Consider the following 22,553-nt stretch of genomic DNA (forward strand, 5'->3'; position numbering starts at 1 on the left):
GTGATAAATTACGGAATTAGTGTCATAAATGAGTGATTTGTATGAAAGGTCAGCAAGCTTATTGTGAACCATTTTACATTGAAAAAAGCCATCTATTTGAAATTCATAAGGTTGGATACACTGAGCAGGATCCTTATTCCTGTTTTATGCATTTTCATGAGGTGCATGAGCTCATTATTTTTGAAAATATCAGTGGTCGTTATTTTTATAGTCAGGGGGAATCTCAGCTGTTGAATAATGATCTGGTATTTACACCGAGTTTAGAAACTCATAATTTTGAATGTGTAGAAGGCGCGAAATCCTGGTATATCTTGCAATTTTTACCGGTTTTATTTGAAACAGAGGATATGCAAAAAGTGGCTGAAATGTTTGCGCACGGTGTCCATCTGCGCTTGAATCAGGAGCATATCGCTATTGTTCAACAGCAAGCGAAATGGCTGCACCTATGTTTTGAACAGGATCCCCATAGCCCACTCAGTATGAGTTTGTTAAAAACCCTTATTTTGTGGGTTGCAGCGCATGCTCAGCCGGTTAATGTACCTAATAGTCGGCCTATTGCCGTTAGTTTGGGCTATGACAAGCTCAAACCCATTATGGATGTGTTTAGACATCAAGCCTGTGTCGGCTTGTCATTAAATCAGGCGGCGGATAAGTGTTTTATCTCACCGGCGCATTTTTCCCGGTTGTTTAAGCGGGTCTTCCGTTATACCTACTCAGAATATAGCCTCAGGCATAAACTTTACAGTGCTGCTAGATTGATTACTCAAACGGATAAAAGCATTACTGAAATAAGTTATGAGTTAAATTTTTCCAGTCCATCGCATTTTATTGCTCAATTTAAAAAGCAGTTTTTAACGACCCCCAAGAAATACCGTAACGAAATACAAATTTCAGGTTAAACATATTGGCAGGGGGATATTTCCAGTAGAAGTAATTATTTGTGGGGATAAATAGGCATGATGAAGAGCAAGGCGCATTGTAATCATATACAAAATATTGTTAACAATGAGTTGGTGAGGTAGGTTCTTGGTTGTTTTTGTTACCAGTAACGGAATATCTCTTTGCAAAATCCATTTCTGCTCATATTGGTTGCGTTGTTAACGGCTTGTTCCTCTAATCTACTTTTTACGCAAAGCATCTCGTGGGAGTGTTCACTTAAAGTGTCCGGTTGGAGTTGACCAGAACAATTGCCAGTGGCTGCATATTAGTTACTAACAATACTAATGAATTTGAACGTGTGACTGATCTAATTATTGAAGATTGGACGCAGTTATAATTGGAAAAAACAGTTTGAACAATCTACTTGACCCCATTAATGCATTCTTACAATGTGAAACACCAGCAAAGCTGGATTGATGAGGCGATTAAACCAGACAAACTCCCCAATTTGTTACGGTATCACTGTAATTGTCAGCTGAAGGCATAGGTGTGCAACTGTATAAAAAATCAGGGCTTGAAGCCGTCGGTCTAACTTGCCAGTCAGCCATCGCTATAAGATTAAATGTGCCATTGGACGTCAGTGAAATCGTACCTTCATCTCAAAATTTGAAAAAGCGGTTGTCCGAAATCTAACCCGAACTATGACTCCTTAAGCTAAAAACTATTTAGTAACCTAACGTCAATGTTTTTTATATCTGAGGAAAATAACGAGCAATATCAATAGTTATACTGCATTGATGTATTTATTTTTCTTGATTATTAAATTATTGAGACCTAATATTAGTGCTTTATAAAGGTCTTTCTTGGAGTGATGATTATGATTAGACCAATATTGGCGGACAATGCAACTAGTATTTCTGAATTGAAAAAGAATCCTATGGCTGTCGTTGATCAGGCTGATGGCTTTCCTGTTGCAGTATTAAACCGAAATCAACCTGTATTTTACTGTGTCCCTGCTGCCGCATACGAGGCTATGCTCGATAAATTAGAAGATATCGAATTGGCACAAATTGTCAGGGAACGTCAAGGGCAGGAAGAAATCGAGGTAAACATTGACGACTTATAAACTCGTATTCAAACGTGATGCTGAAAAAGAGTGGCGAAAGCTTGATGGGGCGATTAGGGAACAGTTTAAAAAAAAGCTAAAAGAAAGAGTAATTAATCCTCGTGTCGAATCCTCACGACTCAGCGGTATGGAAGACTGTTATAAAATAAAGCTACGGAGTGCAGGATATAGGCTTGTATAGAGCGTCAACTACTTTGACCGGTTGAGCGTCAATTAACTTGACCGGTTACTTCTGCTTTCTTCGTCTTCTTTCATGGCCGCTTTTCTTCTGTAACTTTCTCCTACTAATTGAATAATGTGTGCATGATGAACCAGCCTATCTATGGCGGCTACGGTCATTGCGGTATCGGTAAACAGCTCATCCCAATCTTCGAATGATTGATTTGAGGTGATGATTAGGCTGTGTCTTTCATAGCGGTGGGCAATTAGTTCAAACAGAACACTGGTTTCTTGTTCGGTTTTTTTAATATAGCCGATATCGTCAATGATAAGTGCTTGGTATTTATCGAGCTTGTTTAATGCATCCTGCAATTTCAGTAGTTGTTTTGCTTCTTGCAGATGCTGTACAAGGGCTGTGGCTGAGTAAAATTTGATACGGATACCTGCTTCAATCAGGCTATAACCTAGACTACTGGCTAAGTGTGTTTTGCCAACGCCACTGGCACCGAACAATAATAAATTGGCTCCTTGTTTTACCCAGTCATGATTGTCGGCCAGCTCATACATACGCGCTTTATTCACCCCTTCGATGGCAGTAAAGTCGAAGCCGCCTAAGTGCTTTCCTGATGGCAGGTTCGATTCTTTTACATAACGTAATTGTCGCTTGTCGGTGCGACTCGCCAGCTCTATGTGGCACAACTCGCTTAAGTATTGTTCTGGCCGCCATTGGTCATGTAACGCTTTTTCTGCGATGGTTTCCCATTGCTCTCTAAACACACTTAGGCGGAGGCTTTTTAGCATCAACGGTAATGAAGCGGTTGCACTATTCATGATGACTTCCTTGCGATAGCGATTGATATTGGGATAGTTTGTGTTGCATCACGTTGACTTGTGGAATGTCTTTGGGCTTGGTGCTAAAGCGTTCTTGGCAGTCAAACAAGCTGGGTAAACGGCTTATGCTTAACTGGTGAGTAATAAAGCGACCTAGCCGCATTTCATTATCTGCTTTACTCGCTAAATGCAGTATTCTAACCATGTAATGGCTGGCATCATCGGCTTTCATTGTCGCCTCAACATACTGCCATATCGTTCGGTAGTCTTCGTTAGGCAGTAACTCATCTCGCCATTGTGAACATCTAAATGCTCTGGGCTTTTTAACGAGCGCGTCAATAACATGTTTGTAATTGACGCTGCGTTTACGTGAAGAGCCTGGCGCGTAAACGCGCTCTAAACGGTAGGTGAATTCTTGGCCTAAGAGTAAATCGATATGATCATCATATACATGCACTTTCAGTCGACTATCCACCAGTCTAGACGGCACCGTATACATGACTCGTTTGATATTGACCGTGCTTGTGCGCGTAACCCGCACGTATTCTTGCGAGTAATTGACGCTCTTATAGGCAGGTAAGGTGTGTAATTGTCGCTGCTCTTGTGCGAACTTGGCCGCAATGCGTTTGTTGCGACGACTGGTCACGCCTTCAATGAAGGTCTCGTAATCGGCGCGACAATTAAAATCGAACGAGCCTCGCACTCTTAGTGCCTGTTCAACTTGCGATTTAATATGACGGTTGGGCGATTCAATGGCACCATTTTCATGAGCAACACCGGTATTATTTCGTGTGCCAGCAAATCCATAATGCGTCATCAACTCTTGATAGCGCTGAGTAAAATCCTCAACCGTACCATTATTCTTGTATGCCGCGCTTAAGCTGTCGGTGCGCACCTCAGCAGGTACGCCTTTGCTTTTAGCGAATGCATTTTGCAAACCATCGGAGAATGCCGCGAAGCTTTCACCACCATAAATAACTTGCGAGAATGTCCAACCACTAGCGGGTAGCCGGTAATTAAACAGCATATGTTTAAAGGGTTTTGCATCAATCGTGACGGGGCTTGTAACATGTGTGAAGTCGCATATACCTAGCTTTCCAAGCTCATGATGTTGCATAAACATCACGTCCTTAGCTGCGCCATGTAAATGACGCCATTGCTTGATCCTGCGCTCTAGCGTGCGTCTCGATGAAGAGCTAAATACATCCGCATGAAACTCGCACAAATGATCAAACACGCCAACAGGACTTATTTCGGCGTCTTGTTTTAACAATGGCAACACAATGAGATCCCATATTGGTGCAAGCGGATCTGCTCTAGTTCGCCAATCTCGTTTATCTTTTTTAGGTTGGTGCCGTTCTTTTTCAATTCGGTGTCCGGTGCTAACTGACATGCCGACTTTTGCTGTAGCCACTTCTTGGGTGAAATCCTTACGTAACTTCATATATAACCTGATTTGTCTTTCTGTGATGTGATTACCCGACACTAAATCCCCTCCGAATTTCAGTGTCGAACCTTAACAGAACGACCGGTCAAGATAGTTGACGCTCAACCAATCAAGTTAATTGTCGCTTAATAGGCTTGTTTATCAAGTTCGAGATTTAGAATTAATCGTATCGGTTGTTGCGGTTGGTAAGCGCGAACGAAACCAAGTCCATAAAGCAGCGGTCAAGCGAATATAACGAAATACAACAGTTGTTCTTTGGGGGTAACTTAAGCCGTATTCGAGCGGACATATTGTACCCATCGAGCTAATACCACATATCCTCTTGGTTAATCGCATATTTTCGAATTCCAATATTCAACATACGAGTAATAAGCTTTTTTATCAATCAGAAAAGGCAAATGTTTTTCGACAGTTAGTTTATAGCAAGTTAGCGTTCTTATACCCACTCGTCTCGCTTTCTCTACCCTATGGTTTCCATCAATAATATTATACCTATTCGGTGCAATTTCTGAAATTATGACTGGTTTATTGACATCAACAGAGTCAATATGAGATCCGTTAATTTTGGAGGAATCGGTATGGAATGTCGCTGACATTCATGATGCTTAAGGCTGTATCTGAACTTTCTGAATCCAAATGACAAATGAGCTTCGATATATTGAATTAGAAGATTCCATTTCTAAATATTTAATCGCCACTAGAGACCTCACAGGGGATAAGCGTTTTGTTAAACTTCAATTTTTTAGCCCATGCTCTTTCTCTTGACAAAGTTAACGGTTAATTACCCTGACTTCTCGATAAATTCAAGATACATTTCAAGTTTTCATGCTGAACCCCCAGCTTTTCTGGGATATTTTACAAAGAAATTGAGGTATGTGTAATTAAGATTGTTTACTTATTTTTTTGATGGAATACTACGCTCAGTATAGCTGTTGCATATTCCGGCGAAGCTGAACACCTATTCCCCCGCTATGTCAGGATAGTTGTTCACGTTCGTCCGGAACGCCATTTTTCAAGGTAGTTGTCGCATTTTGTTGCTAAGCAACGTTCTTACTTTCAGGATTTAAAAACACTTCATCAATATAGTCCCAATTTCTAATATTATTTCGCCATCTAGATGGATTTGCTTGCTGTGCTTTCAAATATGTTTCTTTTCTATTTAGTAGTAACTGGGTATCTAGCCCATTGTGCCGCTGCTCGGGTGTGACGTATTTAATGCCACTATGTTTGTGAATTTTGTTGTACCAGTTAACGAAGTTTGTGACCCACTCCCTTGCTTCTACTAAACTTTTAAAGCCATCTTTAGGCCATGAGTGATGATATTTAGTGGTTCTAAACAGTGATTCAGAATACGGGTTGTCATTGCTTACTCTTGGCCTTGAGTATGAGCTGGCAACGCCTAAATCTCGCATTTTTGCCTGCATAGTAAAACTTCTCATTGGTGCACCGTTATCAGAGTGTAAAACAGTATTTTTGTTGATACATTTCTCACTCCAAATGGTGCGCTGAAGAAAGTCTGCGGCAAGCTCACCCAACTCTTGCTCATATACATCTGCGCCCACAATTTTACGACTAAATATATCGACAATCATATATAAATAGTAATGCTGCCCCCTTGTTTGGGTGGCTAAATAACTAATATCCCAAGTCCACACTTCATTGGGTTTAGTGGCTATCTGAGCACCTGGTTTTGTTCGTTGATGCTGCGATTTAGTCAACGAACGGTCAGCTAGTTGCCCCGCATTCTTAAGTGTTCTATAAAATGTTGATTCAGAGCCAATATAACAACCGTTATCAGCCAGTGTAGGCACAATATAACCTGGTGGGTAACTGGCAAATTCAGCTTCGCTACAGGTCTTAAGGATAAGCGCAGTTTCCTCGGATGATAGTTTATTTGTAGGTGTCGGCCTAATGGCGTTAGGTCTTGCATCTTCAAATAATTGTCCGCTTTTCTCGTGATACCAACGCTGAATAGTGCGCACGGATAATCCAAGCGTTTTGCACGCTATCGCTTTTCTAGCGCCGCTTAATACCGCTGAATCAATCATCTTAATCATTTTATGCCGCTCTAAGGGAGGAGTTAATCTTCCTCGCTGTTGTCCCAGAGGGCATTGTACTTTTCCCGCAGTACCAACAATGCTGCGGTTTCCGCCAGTGCTTTATCTTTTCTATTCAACTCTTTTTCTAACGATTTGATTTTCTTCTTATCAGCTCGTCGAGCAGTATCTAGCTTATATTGGCTATCCTGCGAAGGTTTGTGAGCAGCGATAGATAAAGCCTTCCACGATTTAATTTGCTCTACAAACAAACCATGTTCGCGGCAATAACTTGCTAATTCATGTTCAGACATAACGGCCGTTGCAATGACGGCTGCAAACTTCTGGTCGGCTGAATAACCACTGCCCTCTGATTTATCGCTTTCAAATTGATGTCCATTATCAACCAATTCCTGTCTCCACTTTTGAACCGTACCTAAGCCAACATCTAATTCACTTGCGATTTGCCTAAGTGAATAAGAATAAGGCGGTAACAACCACGTTTGACCTTGTTGTTTAGTGTCCAAGTCTACTGCATGTGCCGGCATTATTGTCTCCATTGATTAAAAAATGAGGCGACAACTACCCTGACATAGCGGGGGAATAGGTGTTCATGTTGGGCCAGAATATGCAAGTGATACCCGACGTGCTATTTCGCTACAGCCTTTGGCACAATAGCGATGACCGCGATCACAACGATGACAAATAATGACTTGCGCATGACAACGAAGGCAATGGTAGAGACGACTGGATGTTTGCATCGACAGTAAAGGTCGATGAGGGCTGGATTAAATCCCAAAACGTGTAACAATTAATGGGTCGTGCACCTGCACGGTTTTCTGGGGGGATGGCGTCAGCTTAGACCGTCAAATCAGTGGTGGCGTCATACCTTTCTCAAAGACACTCTTTTTATAGCTCTAGCATAACGATCTTGCTTGGTTTTTACTCACGGTCACTTAAATACACAGTTTCAATTGAGCTATTTCTCATGAAATGTTGATCTGAGAATAGATCTGATTATTTCAATATTCGGCAAATAACTGCACTTTTATAGTGGTGTTTACAATTAGCGATATTTAGCTCGCTACTCCTTTCCGAAAAGTATTTCTGCTCAAGAATCCAGAATAAAATCAATTGCATACTTGATATCGGCATTGATTTAACGGTAAAAAGAGATCTATACTCTCATCAATAGTATGAATATTTCATATTTTTGGAGCTGTTATGTCAACAATCCGTAAAACTATTACTGTTACAGACCAACAAGATGAATGGATAAAAAACCAAATTCAATCTGGACGCTACACAAATGATAGCGAATATATTCGTGCATTGCTTCGTCAGGATCAGGAACTCAATAGCTACAATGATGCTATACGAAAAGCACTTATAGAAGGCGAGGAGAGTGGTGAAGCGAAACCACTCAATGCTAATGAATTCAAACAAAGAATGGCAGCTAAGCATGCCTGAATTTCGCCTTGCACCAAAAGCAGAGCAAGATTTGGAATCAATTTGGGTTTATTCATTTGAACAATGGGGTCAAGTGAAAGCCGACCAATACACCGATAGTTTATTTTCAGCATTTGGTGCTCTGACGAACTCTTCTAAACTGGCAATTTCATGTGACTATATTAGGGTAGGGTATCGATTTTGTAGAGAAGGTAAGCATGTTATCTATTTCAAAGTAACTGATTATGGCATTGCGATTATCCGAATTCTGCATGAGCGCATGCTACCTTGTCTTCATCTTTAACTTTTAAACTCACACTGGAAACGCCTTCTTGAATATTTCAGAACTACTTTCTCCGATAAACTTTTTTTCTACAATGTGAAACCTCACAAAGCTGGATTGATAAAGTGATCAAGCCTGAAAACTTCGCAGCACTAATTATTGAACATGCTAATTGCGAGGCAAAAGCATAGGTGTGCAACGGTAAAAAACATACTGCACTTAGCGCTCTGAATTTACCCACGCAAATAATGGATTAATCGGATTTGCTAAGCTCTTATCAATATTAAAAGACTTTCCAGTCGCACTTTGGGAAGAATGTGTAAAGTTCTAGGCTAATGGTTATCATATTCTTTTTATATGCCTTATGTAGCACAAAGTGGCTTAACTTGCAGTTCACTGCGATGAGCTTCTGCTTGCCATAAATCATATTGGGTTTGTTGATTTAACCAACTCTCAGAAGAGGTGTTAAATGCAATGGATAACCTTACCGCCATTTCAGGACTAATCCCTGCTTTTCCATTAATAATGCTTGATAAAGTTTTTCTACTTACACCCAGAGCTTTGGCTGCTGCCGTGACACTTAGTTCAAGAGGCTCTAAACAAAGTTCTTTAATAATTTCACCCGGATGCGGGGGATTGTGCATAAGCATATGTCACCTCAGTGATAGTCTTCATAGTTAACGATTTCTGAATTCTCCCCGTCAAAACGGAAAGTCACTCGCCAATTACCGCTTACCCGAACAGAGCATATGTCGGCTCGATTATCAGATAGTTGATGCAAGTACAGACCAGGTAGATTCATATCACTAGGCGCTGAAGATGCGTTTAATCGACCCAAAATCAGCTTAAGTTTCTTAGCATGTTTAGTTTGAATACCTAAAGTTTTGCCAGTCTTAAAAAAACTTCGAGACCTTTATGTTTAAATGACTGAATCATGGAAAAACTGTAACCTGTAACCACTCAGGTGTCAACTGGCGAAGGAGAAAGCTAATGGTAAAACGGGTCTAGCAAGGCAACATGCTTCGACAGGGCACGACCGAAGTCGATTTTAGATAATGGTGCACAATCATCATGAGATCAGATAAAATCCTGCGCAGACTATCTGAACCCTTCTTTTTAAAGTGACCAAAAATTTGAATGTAGCTACGTTACTCAAGCCAATCCACCAATTCCTTAAATGCCAAACCCCACAAAGTTGGATATATGAGGCAATCAAACCAGAGAACCTGCCAAATTTGCTACGGGATCACGCTAATTGCGAGCTGAAAGCATAGGTGTGCAACTACATAAATAAATCGATTACATGTGACAGGAGAAATTAATACTTGTTTGCGCATGAAAAGTGCGCATAATTAAGGCGTGTATTGTATCGAGGAAGTCGCATGTCAGTTAATCACAAAATATCTTGTAATACGTCCATTAACGCACAACTAATAAGTGACGCAAAAGAACTTAAGTTAAGTCCGTCTGCAATTTTAGAAGAGGCATTAAGCAAAGCTGTGAAAGTGGCTAAATATGAGCGTTGGCAGCAGGAAAACAAACATGCAATAGCAGAACATAATCGTAGAGTTGAGGAACAAGGTACATTTTCTGAGAAAATTGGACAACTATGAGTTTTCAGCAGTTTTCAGTATGTGAAGCATATGGTCAAAAGCTTGTTATTCTTACTAATACTTTGTTTAACGAAGTAGACAGTATTCTAGTTGCAACTATCCAAACTTGTTCACAGGAAAGTCTCATCAAAGGTCTGCAAATTCCAATCATGCTTGACGAAGAGGCTTATTACGTTGACCTACTAGACATAGCTACGATCTCTAAAAAACAAATCAAAACACTCTCCAAAAAAGATTTGCAGCTTTATCGTTCTGAGATCAAATCGGGGTTGGATTTATTAATTGATGGTTTTTAAGTGAGTGCCGTTTTGAATGTTATGAAGTTATTAGATCCAATTAATTATTTTCTTAAATGTGAAACCCCTCAAAGCTGGAGCGATGAAGCGATCAAGCCTGAGAATCTGCCAACTTTGCTGGTGGACCATGCTAATTGTGAGCTGAAGGCGTATGTGTGCAACTATATAAAAATGCAGGAATTAGTCGAAGAAATTTATATCTTATAGGTCTTTTTTAGTTGTTGCATAAATGGCACTCATTAGAACCCCACTTGCAACAGGTCTATACTTGGTCTATATTTGGACCAAGAAAAGTTCGGAGAAAAAGTCATGCGTATAGAAACTATTAGCTTTATCAAGAAACATGTAGCTGATCTACCTGTCGAAGAACCTATTATTGTTACTCAGAACGGTTCTCCTGCATATGTAATTGAAGATTATGCGCAACGCAAATTTCGAGATGATGCTATTGCAATGCTAAAATTAACTAGCTTCGCAGAGATTGAATTAAAAAGAGGGAATGGAGTCACTAGTGATGAATTAAAATCCCGTCTAGTGAATCGTCTCAAAAAAGCAGAAACTAAGTAGTCATTATATGCATTTCTGCCCTCATTATGACAGAGCTTACCATTCTTGATAGTTAACATGATCTACGCGTCAACATTTGATAACTTAGTTGACTTGAGCATTGACTATCTGTCCCCTTTTTCTTCCGAAAAGCTCGTAATTAAGCGCGTTCTTGATATCATTAATAAGTTTGAAAAAGCCGTCAGTGAAAACCCTAAATCACTGCATATATCACCCCACCTGTCTTCTTTAGGGATGACGAATTATCGCGAATTCACTGCAAACGGCTTCAGGATATTGTACCGTTTCGAAGAGGCTTCAAATACCATTAACGTAGTTGTATTCTGCTCTCAAAAACAAGATCTTGCTCAAATTCTAATTGATTATTGTCTTCTTTATAAGTGATTTAATATTCAGTCAACTATTCGTCAAGAATCATAGTTAGTCCAAGCGCCGCGTTATTTTTAACTAAACGCAAGCAATTCATCGTGATTGCAATCATCACTTACAGCATTCAATTGATCATTTTCTATATGGCACTGATGCTGGTCTAATTTGTGTAGAATTTTTATTAGGAATTTGAAGCACAGGAATTAATTTTGTTCACTCTTTTTTTGATAGAATATTACGCTTAGTATAGCTGCAATTAATTTCACTTATTTTAACCAAATTGAAAAGAGAATCGATAGTTGAACGAACTTTTAAAACCAATTAATGCTTTTTTACAATGTGAAACCCCGCAGTCTTGGATTGACGAGGCCATCAAGCCAGAAAATCTTGAAAATCTACTCATAGATCATTGCAATTGCGAGCTGAAAGCTGCGCAGACGGCAATGCTGCTTATTCGTAAATATGCAGTGGATAAAGTCAATGCAGCCGAGTTACTTGCCTGGCTAAAACCATACGAAGACTTTGTGTATCGCCGGGATTTTGTCGGTAGCTTTAATGGTAAACACGCAGGTTTGAGTAAAGCCTTAGTAGCCCGGGACGATGTCAGTTTCGGTGCTGAACTGGCAGATAAGATGGTGTTGCTGATAAAAGAAGAGTTGCATCATTTTCAGCAGGTACTGGATATTATGACGGCCAGAGGCATCGAATACAAAAATGTCAGGGCAGGGCGCTACGCCAAAGGCATGATGAAACATGTGCGCACCCATGAGCCTAAGAAGTTAATCGATACCTTAATTTGCGGGGCCTATATTGAAGCCCGTTCATGTGAGCGTTTTGCTAAACTGGCACCTAATCTTGATCCTGAATTAGAAAAATTCTATATCTCGTTATTACGTTCGGAAGCCCGTCATTATCAGGATTATTTATCCTTAGCCCAAATTATTGCCACAGAAGATATTAGTCCCAGGATTAACTATTTTGCTGAAGTGGAAGCACAACTTATTCAGGTAGTCGACCAAGAGTTTAGATTTCACAGCGGTGTGCCGCACGAGTTGTAGGCCGTTCTTAATGTTTTGAAATTATAAGTATAGGCTGTACTCTTTTGTTCAGACCTGAAACGAAAGATGCACGTGCCACGCTATGCAAACTATTCCCCTAAGTAATTTAGTGATAAGTGCTATTCCAGCCTTGCTGGTGATCGGCATCATGCTCAAGTGGTCATTAGACGCTAAAAATGCGGCCTGGGCCATAGTGCGCATGCTCACTCAATTGCTCTTCATTGGTTATTTTTTGGCTTACATTTTTGCATCGGACAGCGCTATGATGGTGTTGCTTGTGCTAAGCGTGATGTTATGTGCGGCGAGCTGGATTGCCCTGGGTACTGTTCGCAAATTGCGCAGGCATTTATTTTTCTATGCATTGCTTGCCATATTGCTGGGAGGCGGCCTGAATTTGCTGATAGTCGGACAGGGGGTTTTGGCATTGTCTCCCTGGTACTTACCGCAATCCATCATTCCCTTGGCGGGCATGATTTTCTCTAGTGCGATGAATGCTGTTAGTTTAGCGGCTGAACGCTTAGTCAGTGAACTCAAACATGACATTGGTTTCGTTCGAGCACGCAATCAGGCATTTCAGACATCAATGATCCCCATGCTTAATTCGCTTTTTGCGGTGGGTTTAGTTGCGCTTCCAGGCATGATGACAGGGCAAATTTTATCTGGGGTATCGCCGCTAATTGCAGTGCGTTATCAAATCATGGTTATGTTTATGACCTTCGCGGCCGCAGGTATTTCATCAGCACTATTTCTGGTTTTAAGTCAAAGGATCGGCTTGGCAGAGATGGATTATAAACCTTAAATAGTCTAGGGCGGGTAGCAACTTATGCTTATCAGGTTTTTATCGTTGTTAGGGTTTTGAAAGTTTTTCCTTATATAACCTATCTATAGAGGAATGGATCTATAGATGGTTGTAATATGAGCATTGTGAAACTTTCCAGGGACTGTCAGGCCTTACTCAATAAGACGTCTGTGGTAGACGGTATAGCGCCATTATTATTGCGCTTGTATCTGGCACCTGTAATGATCCAGGCGGGCTGGACCAAGTTGGGCAGTTTTGATAATACCGCGGACTGGTTCGGTAGCCCGGACTATGGTTTAGGTTTACCCTTTCCTGCATTCATGGCTTCCTTGGCTATTGCTGCTGAACTGTTAGGAGGGATCTTGATTTTAATTGGTTTGGCTACTCGCTGGGCTTCGATCCCTTTAATGATCACAATGTTAGTCGCAATATTCTCCGTGCATTGGCCCCATGGCTGGACAGCCATTGCCGATGCTTCAAGTTGGTTTTCCGACGGTACACTATTTTTAAATGAAAACGTGATGAGCGCGCCGGAAAAATTATCCGCTGCCAGAAATTTATTAGAAGAGCATGGCAATTACACTTGGCTGTCCTCTAGTGGCAAATTTGTTGTGCTCAACAACGGCATTGAATTTGCGGCGACCTACTTTATTATGCTGCTGTCGTTATTTTTCACCGGCGGGGGCAGGTATACCAGTTTTGACCACTATATTAAACAGAGGTTTATGCCTGCTTAAAATTATAATGGTCAGATCCTGATTAACAAGGGCGCACAGTGCGCCTTTTTTTATTGCTCAAGGAAATAATTGTCGCCATACTGGATTGCAAATCGTCATTCTAAACCGAGGTATTGTTATTCAATGGACGCCTTAAACTTATTGCTTAACCGCAGTTCTCAACCCAGATTAAAAGCACCAGCCCCTGAAGGTGAAACACTGCAAAATATTATGCAAGCAGCGCTGCGCGCACCGGATCATGCAGGGTTAACCCCCTGGAAGTTTATCGTTTGTCAAAAAGCAGGCCTGACACGTCTAGGTGATATATTTGAACGGGCGGCCATCGATGCCGATATGTCAGAAAAAGAAATAGAACGTGCACCGCAGCTAACCACGCGGGCCCCTATGGTGATCGTGGCAATCAGTAAATTTGTTGATCATCCTAAAGTGCCGTGGATAGAGCAGATTTGTTCTGCATCCTGTGCGGTGCATGCCATGCAAATGGCTGCTGTGGCTCAGGGGTTTAGTGGCATTTGGCGCACCGGCAGCTTCGCCCAGAATGAAGGTGTGAAATCTGCATTTGATCTTAAAGAGCAGGACGAAATTGTTGGGTTTTTATATATTGGTACCCCCGTGACACAGGCCAACCCTAAACCCGAAAAAGCCATAGATAACTATTTCGAATTCTGGTTCTAAAACGAATTAAATGATCGTATTTGAGCTGTTATCAAAAGCCAGTCAGTGTGCCTGGCTTTTTCATTTTGAGACGGAATAGTCTGTCAGCTTCTTTTGACTTAAGCGTCGGGCCGAGCGTCTGGTGTGTTTATTCGTCTTCGTCATTTATCACCACACGCGGCTTGCGTTTCATAGGCCTATCACCCACATCTGTACCTTGCATGGGTTTGATTCTGCTTGGCGCCGCTGGCGTTGCAGTGGCACCCACCTTGCGTTTATGCGAGCCTGTTTTAGCCGGAGCAGTAAACTTAGGCTTAGGTGGACGTAATCCTTTAAATTTAGCAGCTAAACCGTCGATGATGCTAAAGCTGATTTCCTGCTGTAAAAAAGATTTAATCGATAAAAAGCTGGCCCAATCTTTGGGACCAACAAAGGAAATCGCCTCGCCTTTATTGCCGGCGCGACCAGTGCGGCCAACCCGGTGTACGTATTCATCGGCAAGTTTAGGTAAATCAAAATTCACCACCAGGGATACATTTAGTAAATCTAAGCCACGGGAGGCAATGTCAGTGGTAACCAGTATATGCTGCTGACCCCGGCCAAATTCACTCATAATATTATTGCGCTGGCCCTGGGTTAAATCTCCACTTAAAGCAATACTATACAGACCTTGGTCTTTGAGAATAGTCGACAGACGCTCGGTGTCCGCCCGGGTGGCAGTAAATACGATGATTTGCCGATGTTCTTTTTCGTTGATGACCGCTGCCAGCATTGCTTCTTTGTGCGTAACATTATCGGCGAGATAAAAACGTTGGTTAATGTCCTTATGCTCTTCACTTGAGATACCAATGCTGATGCGCTGGGGTGCCTTGAGCATGGATTGGGTTAAATAATGTAGGGCTGCGTTATCCAAAGTGGCCGAAAACATCATGGATTGACGTTTTCGATGGTCCGCCGCCGCATTGATTTGTTTGAGCTGAGCAGAAAATCCCAGATCTAACATGCGATCCGCCTCGTCCATGATCAGCAGTTCCAAGCCATTTAAATACAAAGACTTACCGGTCAAATGATCGGCTATTCTGCCGGCCGTGCCGACTACAAATTGGGGAGAATGGCGCAGGGCTTTTACCTGATCGTTAAAATTCTCGCCACCCAAAATAAGTGCTGCTTTAAGTTGTTGTTTGGATATTAACCATTTAAGTTGTAAAAATACCTGTTTGGCTAGTTCCCGGGTCGGTGCCAGGATCAGCACTCTGGGGTCTTTGCGGCTCAGAGGTTGTTTGGTTAATACGCGATGTACGGCTGGTAACAGAAACGCCAGCGTCTTGCCTGAGCCGGTCTTGGAGGAAGCTATAAGATCCTTGCCCAGCATAGCGTAAGGAATGGCTTGGGCCTGAATGTCGGTCGCTTCACTAAAGCCTTTAATTTCTAGGGCTTTACCAAGACGATGGTCTAAGGGGAGATCGCTGAATTGCAAAAAAGAGTACTCAAAAAACTAGATTAACCCATTATACAATTGCAGCGAATTTTATGGAGGTTTATTTTACGTCCAGGCTAAAACTGCATTTCCGGGATTTCTCCTTCGGCCATAAGTTTACCGGCCGTTTTGTCGATGATTTCATTTACCGAAACACCTGGTGCTCGCTCTACTAGATGAAATGCGCCGTCTTTTACCTCGATAACGGCCAAATCGGTAATGATGCGATTGATGCAGTTCACTCCGGTCAATGGCAACGTACAGTCTGTCAACAACTTGGAATGCCCGTGTTTATCGGCATGGGTCATAGTGACAATAATGTTTTTGGCTCCTGCCACTAAGTCCATTGCGCCGCCCATGCCTTTGATTAATTTACCCGGGATCATCCACGAAGCGATATTCCCGTGGCAGTCAACCTCGAATGCACCCAACACAGTAACATCCACATGGCCACCACGGATCATGGCAAAACTTTCTGCCGAATTAAAAATAGACGCCCCCGTGGCTGCGGTGACGGTTTCCTTACCGGCGTTGATCATGTCGGCATCTACATGCTCTTCAGTGGGATAAGGCCCCATGCCTAACAAACCGTTTTCCGATTGCAACATGACTTGCATGTTGGATGGCACATAGCTAGCTGCCAGGGTAGGGATACCTATGCCCAAATTAATATAATCACCGTCGTGAAATTCCTGGGCCACGCGCATGGCGATTTGCTCTCTGGATAATGCCATGGTTATCTCCTATTTTTGTTCGTTAGCGGATTGAGACAGAACTTTGCGTTCGATACGTTTTTCAAATTGTCCAAGTATGACGCGATCCACGTAGATTCCCGGGGTATGGATCTGACTCGGTGGTAATTCTCCCGGTTCGACTATCTCTTCCACTTCTACAACGGTTATTTTACCGGCAGTGGCCGCCATAGGATTAAAATTTTGCGCAGTATGGCGATAAATACAGTTACCGTAACGATCGGCTTTCCAAGCTTTAATTATGGCAAAGTCGCCGGTTATAGATTCTTCCAATATGTAAGGGCGGCCATTAAATTCGCGTACCTCTTTACCCTCACCCACTGGGGTGCCATAACCTGTGGCGGTATAAAATGCCGGGATACCGGCTCCGCCGGCTCGCATTTTTTCTGCCAGCGTACCTTGAGGTGTCAACTCAACTTCTAACTCACCGTTAAGCAATTGTTTTTCAAACAGGGCATTCTCGCCGACATAAGACGAAATCATCTTTTTAATTTGTTGCTCTTCCAGTAATAAACCCAAACCAAAACCATCTACGCCGCAATTATTTGAAACCACCGTCAGTCCGGTGGTGCCCATAGCCTTTATTTGCCCTATCAGGCCCTCTGGAATACCGCACAGGCCAAAACCCCCGGCGATCACTGTCATGTTATCTTCTAACCCCTGCATTGCTTGTGCATAGTTGGTGACAACTTTATCAAAACCCGCCATAAGACTTCCTCGTTTACCTTTAGTTAACATTAATATAGAGACTATCTTTTCATAGTAAAATTGAATTAATATCTGAATTGATAAATAAAATTTATGAATAGGTTGAAAGTTGCATGCCAAATGTTTCCTATAGACAGCTGTTAGCCTTTATTCGCGTGGCGCAGTCGACAACGTTTGCCGAAGCGGCGGAAAAAATGTGTGTATCACAACCGGCCTTGTCCACTGCGATTAAAAAAATGGAAGGGCAACTTGGAGGGGCATTGTTTTCCCGAACCACACGTAAAGTGCAGATGACGCCGGAAGGAAGGGAATTTTTGCCTGTTGCCCAGCGCTTACTCAATGATTGGGACGACGCCTTTAGTGATTTGCAAAACGTGTTCTCTATGGGCCGGGGGAAATTGTCCATTGCCGCCATGCCATCTTTTGCCGTAGGTCAGTTACCGGGAATTTTGCATCAGTTCCAGTCACAGTTTCCAAATATCAAAATAAGTGTAGCGGACATCGTAATGGAGCAGGTGATTAAATCTGTTTCCCAGGGACGAGTCGAATTAGGTTTTACCTTCGAAACGGAACAATTGGACGGTATCGACTTCCATCCTATGTTCACCGACGAGTTTATCGCGGTATTGCCGACGAGCAGTCCGCTGGCAACACATAAATTTCTTCACTGGCGAGAGCTAAATACCCGCCCTTTTGTGGCGATGAACAGAGGCTCCGCCATACGTGGCTGGGTAGATGATTATTGTGGCCAACTGGGTTTTAGCCTGAATATTGTGGCCGAAGCCTCGCAGCTTGCCACTCTTGGCCAGTTTGTGGAGCACGGGCTGGGGGTGTCTGTGGTGCCCGGGTTATGCCGGGCGCAAATGACTCGCCTGGGATTAGTCTGTTTACCCATTAAAAATGCCGAATTGAGCAAACGCGTGGGAATGATAAAACAGACCCGTAGCAACATGTCGGTGTCGGCTCAGTCGCTTTGGGACTGGGTAGTGAGTCACTAATGGCTCAGCAAACGTCGTGCTTTACCATTTTTTCTTTTCGGCAAACAGTTCATCGAGTTCATTGCGCTCCGATTCTTTACGTTTGTTCACATCTTCGGTATTGGCCGATTTCAAACTATCCTGGATGACGCGTAATTGTTCTTCAAGCTGTTGTTTGCGCATGAGAATATATTCGTCAGGCTGTGATTGAGTCGCCAAAGCCGTTAAGGCTTTTTCTACGCATTGACGTGCAGAGCCCATTTGGTTGGCCTTTAGGGCTACCTCCCCCCGGCGCATCAGGGTTTCAACATTGGCACGCAATTGCAGGCGCTCCAGATACTTGTCTTCAAGTGAATAGGCACTGCTGTCTACTCGGCCTTTAGAATATTCAGAGCGCAACAAACTACGCATTTTCTTAATCGATTTAATAAATTGAATCACTTGCTTGTCATTACCGGGTAGCAAAAAAGTATCTTGCGAGGGAGCGTCCTGGTTGACTGCATAGCTTTTTAGTTTTGTTGCGGCGGTTTGGATCCTGTTGCGTATATCCAAAACACTAGGATTAACCTGAGCCATAATTTTTAGGGCACTTAGGATGCGCTGTTGCAGAATAAACTGTAAACGCTGGCTGATTGGGATGTGTTCGGTGGTCAGCAAAATTTGTTCGGTTTCATCAATTACCAATTTTTGTTTGGCGACTTCAGCGCGTTTTTCCCCTTCAACTTTGTTCTTGTGCTGCTGCACGGCATTAACAATTATCGCTATGACAATTAGGGATACTATTAATACAATTATTATCGGAAAAACCATTTTTTATCTTATCCTACTGGCCATATTTGTGGGCGTATACATTGTGTACAAACGATTGTTAGCAACATTTATTTGAAAATATTGGTTACACGGGTAATTTTAAGGTAAAAACACTTCCGCCTAATGCACCACCGTTGGCTAAGGATATTGATCCATCACTATTTTGGGCTGTGTGTGCTTGGGCAATTAATCTAGCAAAAAATAAGCCAAGTCCCGTCCTCCCTTGGCTTATATCATAGTTTTGCATAGTGATAGTGTGTGCATCCAGCATACTTTGCGGGTAGCCCGGACCGTCATCCTCTACTTGAAAAACCAAGAAATTATTTTGCTGAAAGACTCGTAATAATATTTTGTGATTGCTGTAACGCATGGAATTTATCAACATATCGTTTAATAATAAACTCACTAAATCTGCGTCGAAGTATCCCACTAAGTCAGGCTCTTGCTCAACCTCTAGGGTGATTTTTTTGTGGGTAATGTAATTTTCGTTGGCAGCCAGAATTTCATCCACTACATCTTCCACATAATGTTCATCAACGTTCAACGGCAAACTGTCCATACCTGCCCGATAGAGTGAGAGTAATTGCACTAAACCCGTATTCAGGCGAGAGGCCTCATAATGAGCAGAAGCAAAGTGTTCTGCTGACGCGGTATGTTCAGCCGGTAAAGTATGCCCCAAACTTTCAATTGACTGGATCAGCAGGCATAGTGAGTTTTTCATGTCATGCACGGCCGAAGCCAGCACTGTGGCGAAGTCAATTTGACCCTTGTCGTTATTCATATAAAACCATGGTGTTTGCCGGTACTCGGATACACTAGCATAAAATTATAGTATCCTTTAATTTACAATGATTTACTGACCACGTCACATCATTAATGGAAAAGGTATAACCGTAGACAAATTTAAATAGTTTTAAAAATGTTATGGAATTAATTCCCCTCTCGGTATATAAGAAATTAATATATATACATCTTTGAATATAACAATCAAGGCTTTGCCATGAAATTACAACAGCTTCGTTACATTGTTGAAGTGCTCAACAACAATCTTAATGTGTCGGCGACTGCCGAGAGTTTATACACATCACAACCGGGGATCAGCAAACAAGTGCGTATGTTGGAAGACGAACTGGGTGTGCAGATTTTTGGACGAAGTGGCAAACATCTTACCCATGTCACCGATGCTGGACAGGATGTGATCAACATTTCTCGGGAAATTTTGGCGAAAGTGGAAAGTATCAAAGCCGTTTCCCGAGAGCATACCTTACCGGATCAGGGCAAACTGAATATCGCTACCACGCACACTCAAGCTCGCTACGCGCTGCCGGATGTGATCAAGGGCTTTATGCGCAAATATCCTAAGGTGTCATTACATATGCATCAGGGAACGCCTTCACAAATCAGTGATCTGGCGGCCAAAGGAGAAGCGGATTTCGCCATTGCCACTGAAGCTTTGCATTTGTATAACGATTTGGTGATGCTGCCTTGTTATCACTGGAACCGCAGTATCATCGTTAACCGTGATCACCCCTTGGCAAAAAATACCTCTATTACCATAGAAGATATTGCCCAGTATTCGCTGGTGACCTATGTATTTGGTTTCACCGGACGTTCTGAGTTAGATCAGGCCTTTAGTCGGGCCGGTCTGGAGCCTAAAATTGTTTTTACCGCCACAGATGCAGATGTAATTAAAACCTATGTGCGTCTTGGTGTGGGGATTGGCGTGATTGCCTCAATGGCAGTCGATGACAAGCTGGATGGGGATTTGGTTAAAATTGACGCTAGTCACTTGTTTGAATACAGCACCACTAAAATCGGTTTCCGTAAAGGATCCTTTTTACGCAGTTACATGTACGATTTTATCGAGCGCTTTGCCCCGCACTTAACCAAGCCGGTGGTTGAAAAAGCCATGATGCAGAAAAACAATGAAGAAGTTGAGAAATTGTTTAAAGGTTTAACCTTACCGGTTAAATAAAGACTTTTACTTTGTCAACGAATAGCAAAAAAGAGGCAAATGATTGCCTCTTTTTTATTACTACCGGTAATGTTCGTGCAGCGATGTGCGGTTTCAACACTCGATAATATTAACCGCCAAGCCGCCTCGGGCTGTTTCCTTGTATTTTGATTTCATGTCGTTGCCTGTATCCCACATGGTCTTGATCACTTTATCTAACGATACTTTGTGTTGGCCACTGCCACGTAAAGCTAAACGAGAGGCGTTGATGGCTTTAATCGCCCCCATGGCATTGCGCTCTATACAAGGCACTTGGACTAAGCCTCCCACAGGGTCGCAGGTTAACCCCAGATTGTGTTCCATGCCGATTTCAGCTGCATTTTCCACTGCATCAACTGAGCCGCCGATAATTTCTGTCAAGGCACCGGCTGCCATCGAGCAGGCTACTCCCACCTCACCCTGGCATCCCACTTCGGCACCGGAAATCGAGGCGTTTTTTTTGTACAATATGCCAATAGCTGCGGCGGTCAGCAGGTAGCGACAAACTATATCTTCATCCACAGGGCGCACGAACTTGTCGAAATAACACAATACCGCCGGCAAGATCCCTGCCGCGCCGTTGGTCGGGGCGGTGACCACTCTGCCGCCAGCGGCGTTTTCTTCATTAACCGCCAGGGCAAACAAGTTAACCCAATCCATGGCGACCATAGGATCGGCATTTTTTTCGCTTTGCAGGCGTCTATATAAATCTGGTGCGCGGCGGGTCACTTTGAGGCCACCGGGTAAAATACCTTCGGTGCGAATGCCGGTTTGCACACACTCTTGCATTACCTGCCAAATATGCCAAAGCTTTTCTGTAATGTCTTTTTTGGGTTGGAAGACCTGTTCATTTTTAAACATTAACGCACTGATGCTAAACCCATTTTCTTTACATAAACTGACCAGTTGATCCGCGCTTGAAAAGGCAAAGGGAACGGGTTTTTCCACTAGATTCAGGGCGGCAGTTTTTTGGGTGAGAAAATCTTCGGCGCGGATAATAAATCCTCCGCCGATAGAATAATACGAATGTGAGGCAATGATTTCACCGCCTTTTAATGCATGTAAGGTCATGCCATTGGCGTGATGGGGCAGGGTTTTACGCCGGTGAAAGATTATGGCGTCTTTGTTGGCAAACCGAACGATTTTCTCGTCGTCCAATAACAGGCTTTGCGTGTCATGCACCCCGGCTAATATTTCATCTACTGTACTGGCATCTATACTCTCGGGGGCGTGTCCGAGCAACCCCAGAATAACCGCTTTACCCGTGCCGTGGCCTTTGCCGGTTTGCCCTAAAGATCCAAATAATTCGGCGCGCACTTGGGTTGTTTGTTCGAACAAATTATCTGCTTTGAGGCGTTGGCAAAATTCCTTGGCGGCGCGCATGGGTCCCACTGTGTGGGAACTTGATGGGCCAATACCCACACTGAACATATCAAAAACACTGATCATAAAAATGGATGCTAATTATTTGTTAACTTAGTGGTTGATTGTGCAGGTTTGCACGGGGTTGAACAACTGATTCTTTGGAATATT

At 42.7% G+C, this 22,553-nt stretch carries 27 protein-coding genes and 1 pseudogene; 17 read left to right on the forward strand and 11 right to left on the reverse strand.

Annotated elements, in window-relative coordinates; genetic code table 11:
* The first annotated feature begins 41 nt into the window (after window positions 1-41).
* The 3 genes from AC3RV5_RS08745 (at window position 42) to AC3RV5_RS08755 (ending at window position 2,186) form a co-directional block, all read left to right on the forward strand.
* Window positions 42-899, forward strand: coding sequence for an AraC family transcriptional regulator (locus AC3RV5_RS08745; protein WP_489731541.1), 858 nt, complete (start codon window positions 42-44; stop codon window positions 897-899).
* An 857-nt stretch (window positions 900-1,756) separates the two neighbouring features.
* Window positions 1,757-2,005 carry a type II toxin-antitoxin system Phd/YefM family antitoxin gene (locus AC3RV5_RS08750; RefSeq protein WP_489731542.1) on the forward strand — a complete coding sequence of 83 codons (249 nt, stop codon included), beginning with the start codon at window positions 1,757-1,759 and terminating at the stop codon, window positions 2,003-2,005.
* Window positions 1,992-2,186, forward strand: a complete 195-nt coding sequence (locus AC3RV5_RS08755; protein WP_489731543.1) for a type II toxin-antitoxin system RelE family toxin — start codon at window positions 1,992-1,994, stop codon at window positions 2,184-2,186. The genes AC3RV5_RS08750 and AC3RV5_RS08755 overlap by 14 nt, the downstream gene beginning before the upstream one ends.
* A 32-nt stretch (window positions 2,187-2,218) precedes the next feature.
* Here AC3RV5_RS08755 and istB read toward each other — a convergent pair whose 3' ends face one another.
* From istB to AC3RV5_RS08770, 3 genes are all read right to left on the reverse strand, one after another.
* On the reverse strand, window positions 2,219-2,995 hold the full coding sequence (gene istB, locus AC3RV5_RS08760) for an IS21-like element helper ATPase IstB (protein WP_489728390.1): 777 nt from the start codon (window positions 2,993-2,995) through the stop codon (window positions 2,219-2,221).
* Window positions 2,988-4,481 (reverse strand): IS21 family transposase, encoded by a 1,494-nt coding sequence (istA, locus tag AC3RV5_RS08765; protein ID WP_489728391.1) that lies wholly within the window; start codon window positions 4,479-4,481, stop codon window positions 2,988-2,990. The genes istB and istA overlap by 8 nt, the downstream gene beginning before the upstream one ends.
* 998 nt (window positions 4,482-5,479) lie before the next feature.
* A protein-coding gene (locus AC3RV5_RS08770; protein WP_489732115.1) for an IS3 family transposase occupies window positions 5,480-6,975 on the reverse strand; the annotation gives its coding sequence in 2 pieces (ribosomal slippage) (window positions 5,480-6,555 and window positions 6,555-6,975; 1,497 coding nt in all).
* 727 nt (window positions 6,976-7,702) lie between these two features.
* Between AC3RV5_RS08770 and AC3RV5_RS08775 the strand changes: the two genes are divergently transcribed.
* From AC3RV5_RS08775 to AC3RV5_RS08785, 3 genes are all read left to right on the forward strand, one after another.
* Window positions 7,703-7,948: a type II toxin-antitoxin system ParD family antitoxin gene (locus AC3RV5_RS08775; protein ID WP_489731544.1), complete on the forward strand. Its 246-nt coding sequence runs from the start codon at window positions 7,703-7,705 to the stop codon at window positions 7,946-7,948.
* Window positions 7,941-8,231, forward strand: a complete 291-nt coding sequence (locus AC3RV5_RS08780; protein WP_489731545.1) for a type II toxin-antitoxin system RelE/ParE family toxin — start codon at window positions 7,941-7,943, stop codon at window positions 8,229-8,231. The genes AC3RV5_RS08775 and AC3RV5_RS08780 overlap by 8 nt, the downstream gene beginning before the upstream one ends.
* A gap of 104 nt (window positions 8,232-8,335) precedes the next feature.
* Window positions 8,336-8,401, forward strand: coding sequence for a hypothetical protein (locus AC3RV5_RS08785; protein WP_489732122.1), 66 nt, complete (start codon window positions 8,336-8,338; stop codon window positions 8,399-8,401).
* A gap of 171 nt (window positions 8,402-8,572) precedes the next feature.
* Here the strand turns inward: AC3RV5_RS08785 and AC3RV5_RS08790 are convergent, their stop codons facing one another.
* A complete protein-coding gene (locus AC3RV5_RS08790) occupies window positions 8,573-8,860 on the reverse strand; it encodes a HigA family addiction module antitoxin (protein WP_489731546.1) in 288 nt (95 codons plus the stop codon).
* 8 nt (window positions 8,861-8,868) lie between these two features.
* On the reverse strand, window positions 8,869-9,084 hold the full coding sequence (locus AC3RV5_RS08795; RefSeq protein ID WP_489732123.1) for a type II toxin-antitoxin system RelE/ParE family toxin: 216 nt from the start codon (window positions 9,082-9,084) through the stop codon (window positions 8,869-8,871).
* A 247-nt stretch (window positions 9,085-9,331) separates the two neighbouring features.
* On the opposite strand from AC3RV5_RS08795, the gene miaE (AC3RV5_RS08800) reads away from it, so the two are divergent.
* The 9 genes and pseudogenes from miaE (AC3RV5_RS08800) (at window position 9,332) to AC3RV5_RS08840 (ending at window position 14,324) form a co-directional block, all read left to right on the forward strand.
* Window positions 9,332-9,484: a tRNA isopentenyl-2-thiomethyl-A-37 hydroxylase MiaE gene (gene miaE, locus AC3RV5_RS08800; RefSeq protein ID WP_489731547.1), complete on the forward strand. Its 153-nt coding sequence runs from the start codon at window positions 9,332-9,334 to the stop codon at window positions 9,482-9,484.
* Window positions 9,485-9,592: 108 nt separating this feature from the next.
* Window positions 9,593-9,823 carry a type II toxin-antitoxin system CcdA family antitoxin gene (locus AC3RV5_RS08805; protein WP_489731548.1) on the forward strand — a complete coding sequence of 77 codons (231 nt, stop codon included), beginning with the start codon at window positions 9,593-9,595 and terminating at the stop codon, window positions 9,821-9,823.
* Window positions 9,820-10,119 carry a putative type II toxin-antitoxin system PemK/MazF family toxin gene (locus AC3RV5_RS08810; protein ID WP_489731549.1) on the forward strand — a complete coding sequence of 100 codons (300 nt, stop codon included), beginning with the start codon at window positions 9,820-9,822 and terminating at the stop codon, window positions 10,117-10,119. Before AC3RV5_RS08805 ends, AC3RV5_RS08810 begins: the two co-directional genes overlap by 4 nt.
* A 21-nt stretch (window positions 10,120-10,140) precedes the next feature.
* Window positions 10,141-10,269 (forward strand): annotated as a pseudogene (miaE, locus tag AC3RV5_RS08815) (tRNA isopentenyl-2-thiomethyl-A-37 hydroxylase MiaE); the annotation flags it as partial.
* A gap of 159 nt (window positions 10,270-10,428) precedes the next feature.
* Window positions 10,429-10,686, forward strand: coding sequence for a type II toxin-antitoxin system Phd/YefM family antitoxin (locus AC3RV5_RS08820; RefSeq protein ID WP_489731550.1), 258 nt, complete (start codon window positions 10,429-10,431; stop codon window positions 10,684-10,686).
* Between the two features lie 668 nt (window positions 10,687-11,354).
* Entirely contained in the window at window positions 11,355-12,113 is a 759-nt protein-coding gene (gene miaE, locus AC3RV5_RS08825; protein WP_489731551.1) for a tRNA isopentenyl-2-thiomethyl-A-37 hydroxylase MiaE, read from the forward strand.
* An 82-nt stretch (window positions 12,114-12,195) separates the two neighbouring features.
* Window positions 12,196-12,912 (forward strand): ABC transporter permease, encoded by a 717-nt coding sequence (locus AC3RV5_RS08830; RefSeq protein WP_489731552.1) that lies wholly within the window; start codon window positions 12,196-12,198, stop codon window positions 12,910-12,912.
* 116 nt (window positions 12,913-13,028) lie between these two features.
* Entirely contained in the window at window positions 13,029-13,649 is a 621-nt protein-coding gene (locus AC3RV5_RS08835) for an HvfX family Cu-binding RiPP maturation protein (RefSeq protein ID WP_489731553.1), read from the forward strand.
* Window positions 13,650-13,772: 123 nt separating this feature from the next.
* Window positions 13,773-14,324: an NAD(P)H nitroreductase gene (locus AC3RV5_RS08840; protein ID WP_489731554.1), complete on the forward strand. Its 552-nt coding sequence runs from the start codon at window positions 13,773-13,775 to the stop codon at window positions 14,322-14,324.
* Between the two features lie 127 nt (window positions 14,325-14,451).
* On the opposite strand, the gene AC3RV5_RS08845 is transcribed toward AC3RV5_RS08840, so the two are convergent.
* The 3 genes from AC3RV5_RS08845 to AC3RV5_RS08855 form a co-directional block, all read right to left on the reverse strand.
* Window positions 14,452-15,780 carry a DEAD/DEAH box helicase gene (locus AC3RV5_RS08845; protein WP_489731555.1) on the reverse strand — a complete coding sequence of 443 codons (1,329 nt, stop codon included), beginning with the start codon at window positions 15,778-15,780 and terminating at the stop codon, window positions 14,452-14,454.
* 77 nt (window positions 15,781-15,857) lie between these two features.
* Entirely contained in the window at window positions 15,858-16,514 is a 657-nt protein-coding gene (locus tag AC3RV5_RS08850; RefSeq protein WP_489731556.1) for a 3-oxoacid CoA-transferase subunit B, read from the reverse strand.
* Window positions 16,515-16,523: 9 nt separating this feature from the next.
* Window positions 16,524-17,240 carry a CoA transferase subunit A gene (locus tag AC3RV5_RS08855; RefSeq protein WP_489731557.1) on the reverse strand — a complete coding sequence of 239 codons (717 nt, stop codon included), beginning with the start codon at window positions 17,238-17,240 and terminating at the stop codon, window positions 16,524-16,526.
* A gap of 113 nt (window positions 17,241-17,353) precedes the next feature.
* Between AC3RV5_RS08855 and AC3RV5_RS08860 the strand changes: the two genes are divergently transcribed.
* Window positions 17,354-18,238 carry a LysR family transcriptional regulator gene (locus AC3RV5_RS08860; protein ID WP_489731558.1) on the forward strand — a complete coding sequence of 295 codons (885 nt, stop codon included), beginning with the start codon at window positions 17,354-17,356 and terminating at the stop codon, window positions 18,236-18,238.
* 21 nt (window positions 18,239-18,259) lie between these two features.
* Here the strand turns inward: AC3RV5_RS08860 and AC3RV5_RS08865 are convergent, their stop codons facing one another.
* Together AC3RV5_RS08865 and AC3RV5_RS08870 are read right to left on the reverse strand one after the other, a co-directional pair.
* A complete protein-coding gene (locus tag AC3RV5_RS08865) occupies window positions 18,260-19,027 on the reverse strand; it encodes a hypothetical protein (protein ID WP_489731559.1) in 768 nt (255 codons plus the stop codon).
* Between the two features lie 85 nt (window positions 19,028-19,112).
* On the reverse strand, window positions 19,113-19,808 hold the full coding sequence (locus AC3RV5_RS08870) for a sensor histidine kinase (RefSeq protein ID WP_489731560.1): 696 nt from the start codon (window positions 19,806-19,808) through the stop codon (window positions 19,113-19,115).
* A gap of 219 nt (window positions 19,809-20,027) precedes the next feature.
* Here AC3RV5_RS08870 and cysB point away from each other — a divergent pair, with 219 nt between their 5' ends.
* Entirely contained in the window at window positions 20,028-21,002 is a 975-nt protein-coding gene (gene cysB / locus AC3RV5_RS08875) for an HTH-type transcriptional regulator CysB (protein ID WP_489731561.1), read from the forward strand.
* Window positions 21,003-21,095: 93 nt separating this feature from the next.
* On the opposite strand, the gene AC3RV5_RS08880 is transcribed toward cysB, so the two are convergent.
* Entirely contained in the window at window positions 21,096-22,469 is a 1,374-nt protein-coding gene (locus AC3RV5_RS08880; RefSeq protein WP_489731562.1) for an L-serine ammonia-lyase, read from the reverse strand.
* Window positions 22,470-22,553 lie beyond the last annotated feature (84 nt).

It is taken from the genome of Paraglaciecola sp. IT1134 (genome assembly GCF_058068185.1).

Bases quoted from the DNA above. Each gene is read 5' to 3' on its own strand.
- AC3RV5_RS08830 (WP_489731552.1), top strand. From the start codon at position 12,196: ATGCAAACTATTCCCCTAAGTAATTTAGTGATAAGTGCTATTCCAGCC.
- AC3RV5_RS08855 (WP_489731557.1), bottom strand. From the start codon at position 17,240: ATGGCGGGTTTTGATAAAGTTGTCACCAACTATGCACAAGCAATGCAG.
- AC3RV5_RS08870 (WP_489731560.1), bottom strand. From the start codon at position 19,808: ATGAATAACGACAAGGGTCAAATTGACTTCGCCACAGTGCTGGCTTCG.
- AC3RV5_RS08860 (WP_489731558.1), top strand. From the start codon at position 17,354: ATGCCAAATGTTTCCTATAGACAGCTGTTAGCCTTTATTCGCGTGGCG.
- AC3RV5_RS08850 (WP_489731556.1), bottom strand. From the start codon at position 16,514: ATGGCATTATCCAGAGAGCAAATCGCCATGCGCGTGGCCCAGGAATTT.
- AC3RV5_RS08840 (WP_489731554.1), top strand. From the start codon at position 13,773: ATGGACGCCTTAAACTTATTGCTTAACCGCAGTTCTCAACCCAGATTA.
- AC3RV5_RS08835 (WP_489731553.1), top strand. From the start codon at position 13,029: ATGAGCATTGTGAAACTTTCCAGGGACTGTCAGGCCTTACTCAATAAG.
- AC3RV5_RS08745 (WP_489731541.1), top strand. From the start codon at position 42: ATGAAAGGTCAGCAAGCTTATTGTGAACCATTTTACATTGAAAAAAGC.
- AC3RV5_RS08820 (WP_489731550.1), top strand. From the start codon at position 10,429: ATGCGTATAGAAACTATTAGCTTTATCAAGAAACATGTAGCTGATCTA.
- AC3RV5_RS08790 (WP_489731546.1), bottom strand. From the start codon at position 8,860: ATGCTTATGCACAATCCCCCGCATCCGGGTGAAATTATTAAAGAACTT.
- cysB (WP_489731561.1), top strand. From the start codon at position 20,028: ATGAAATTACAACAGCTTCGTTACATTGTTGAAGTGCTCAACAACAAT.
- AC3RV5_RS08780 (WP_489731545.1), top strand. From the start codon at position 7,941: ATGCCTGAATTTCGCCTTGCACCAAAAGCAGAGCAAGATTTGGAATCA.
- AC3RV5_RS08810 (WP_489731549.1), top strand. From the start codon at position 9,820: ATGAGTTTTCAGCAGTTTTCAGTATGTGAAGCATATGGTCAAAAGCTT.
- AC3RV5_RS08865 (WP_489731559.1), bottom strand. From the start codon at position 19,027: ATGGTTTTTCCGATAATAATTGTATTAATAGTATCCCTAATTGTCATA.
- AC3RV5_RS08805 (WP_489731548.1), top strand. From the start codon at position 9,593: ATGTCAGTTAATCACAAAATATCTTGTAATACGTCCATTAACGCACAA.
- istB (WP_489728390.1), bottom strand. From the start codon at position 2,995: ATGAATAGTGCAACCGCTTCATTACCGTTGATGCTAAAAAGCCTCCGC.
- AC3RV5_RS08775 (WP_489731544.1), top strand. From the start codon at position 7,703: ATGTCAACAATCCGTAAAACTATTACTGTTACAGACCAACAAGATGAA.
- AC3RV5_RS08750 (WP_489731542.1), top strand. From the start codon at position 1,757: ATGATTAGACCAATATTGGCGGACAATGCAACTAGTATTTCTGAATTG.
- AC3RV5_RS08880 (WP_489731562.1), bottom strand. From the start codon at position 22,469: ATGATCAGTGTTTTTGATATGTTCAGTGTGGGTATTGGCCCATCAAGT.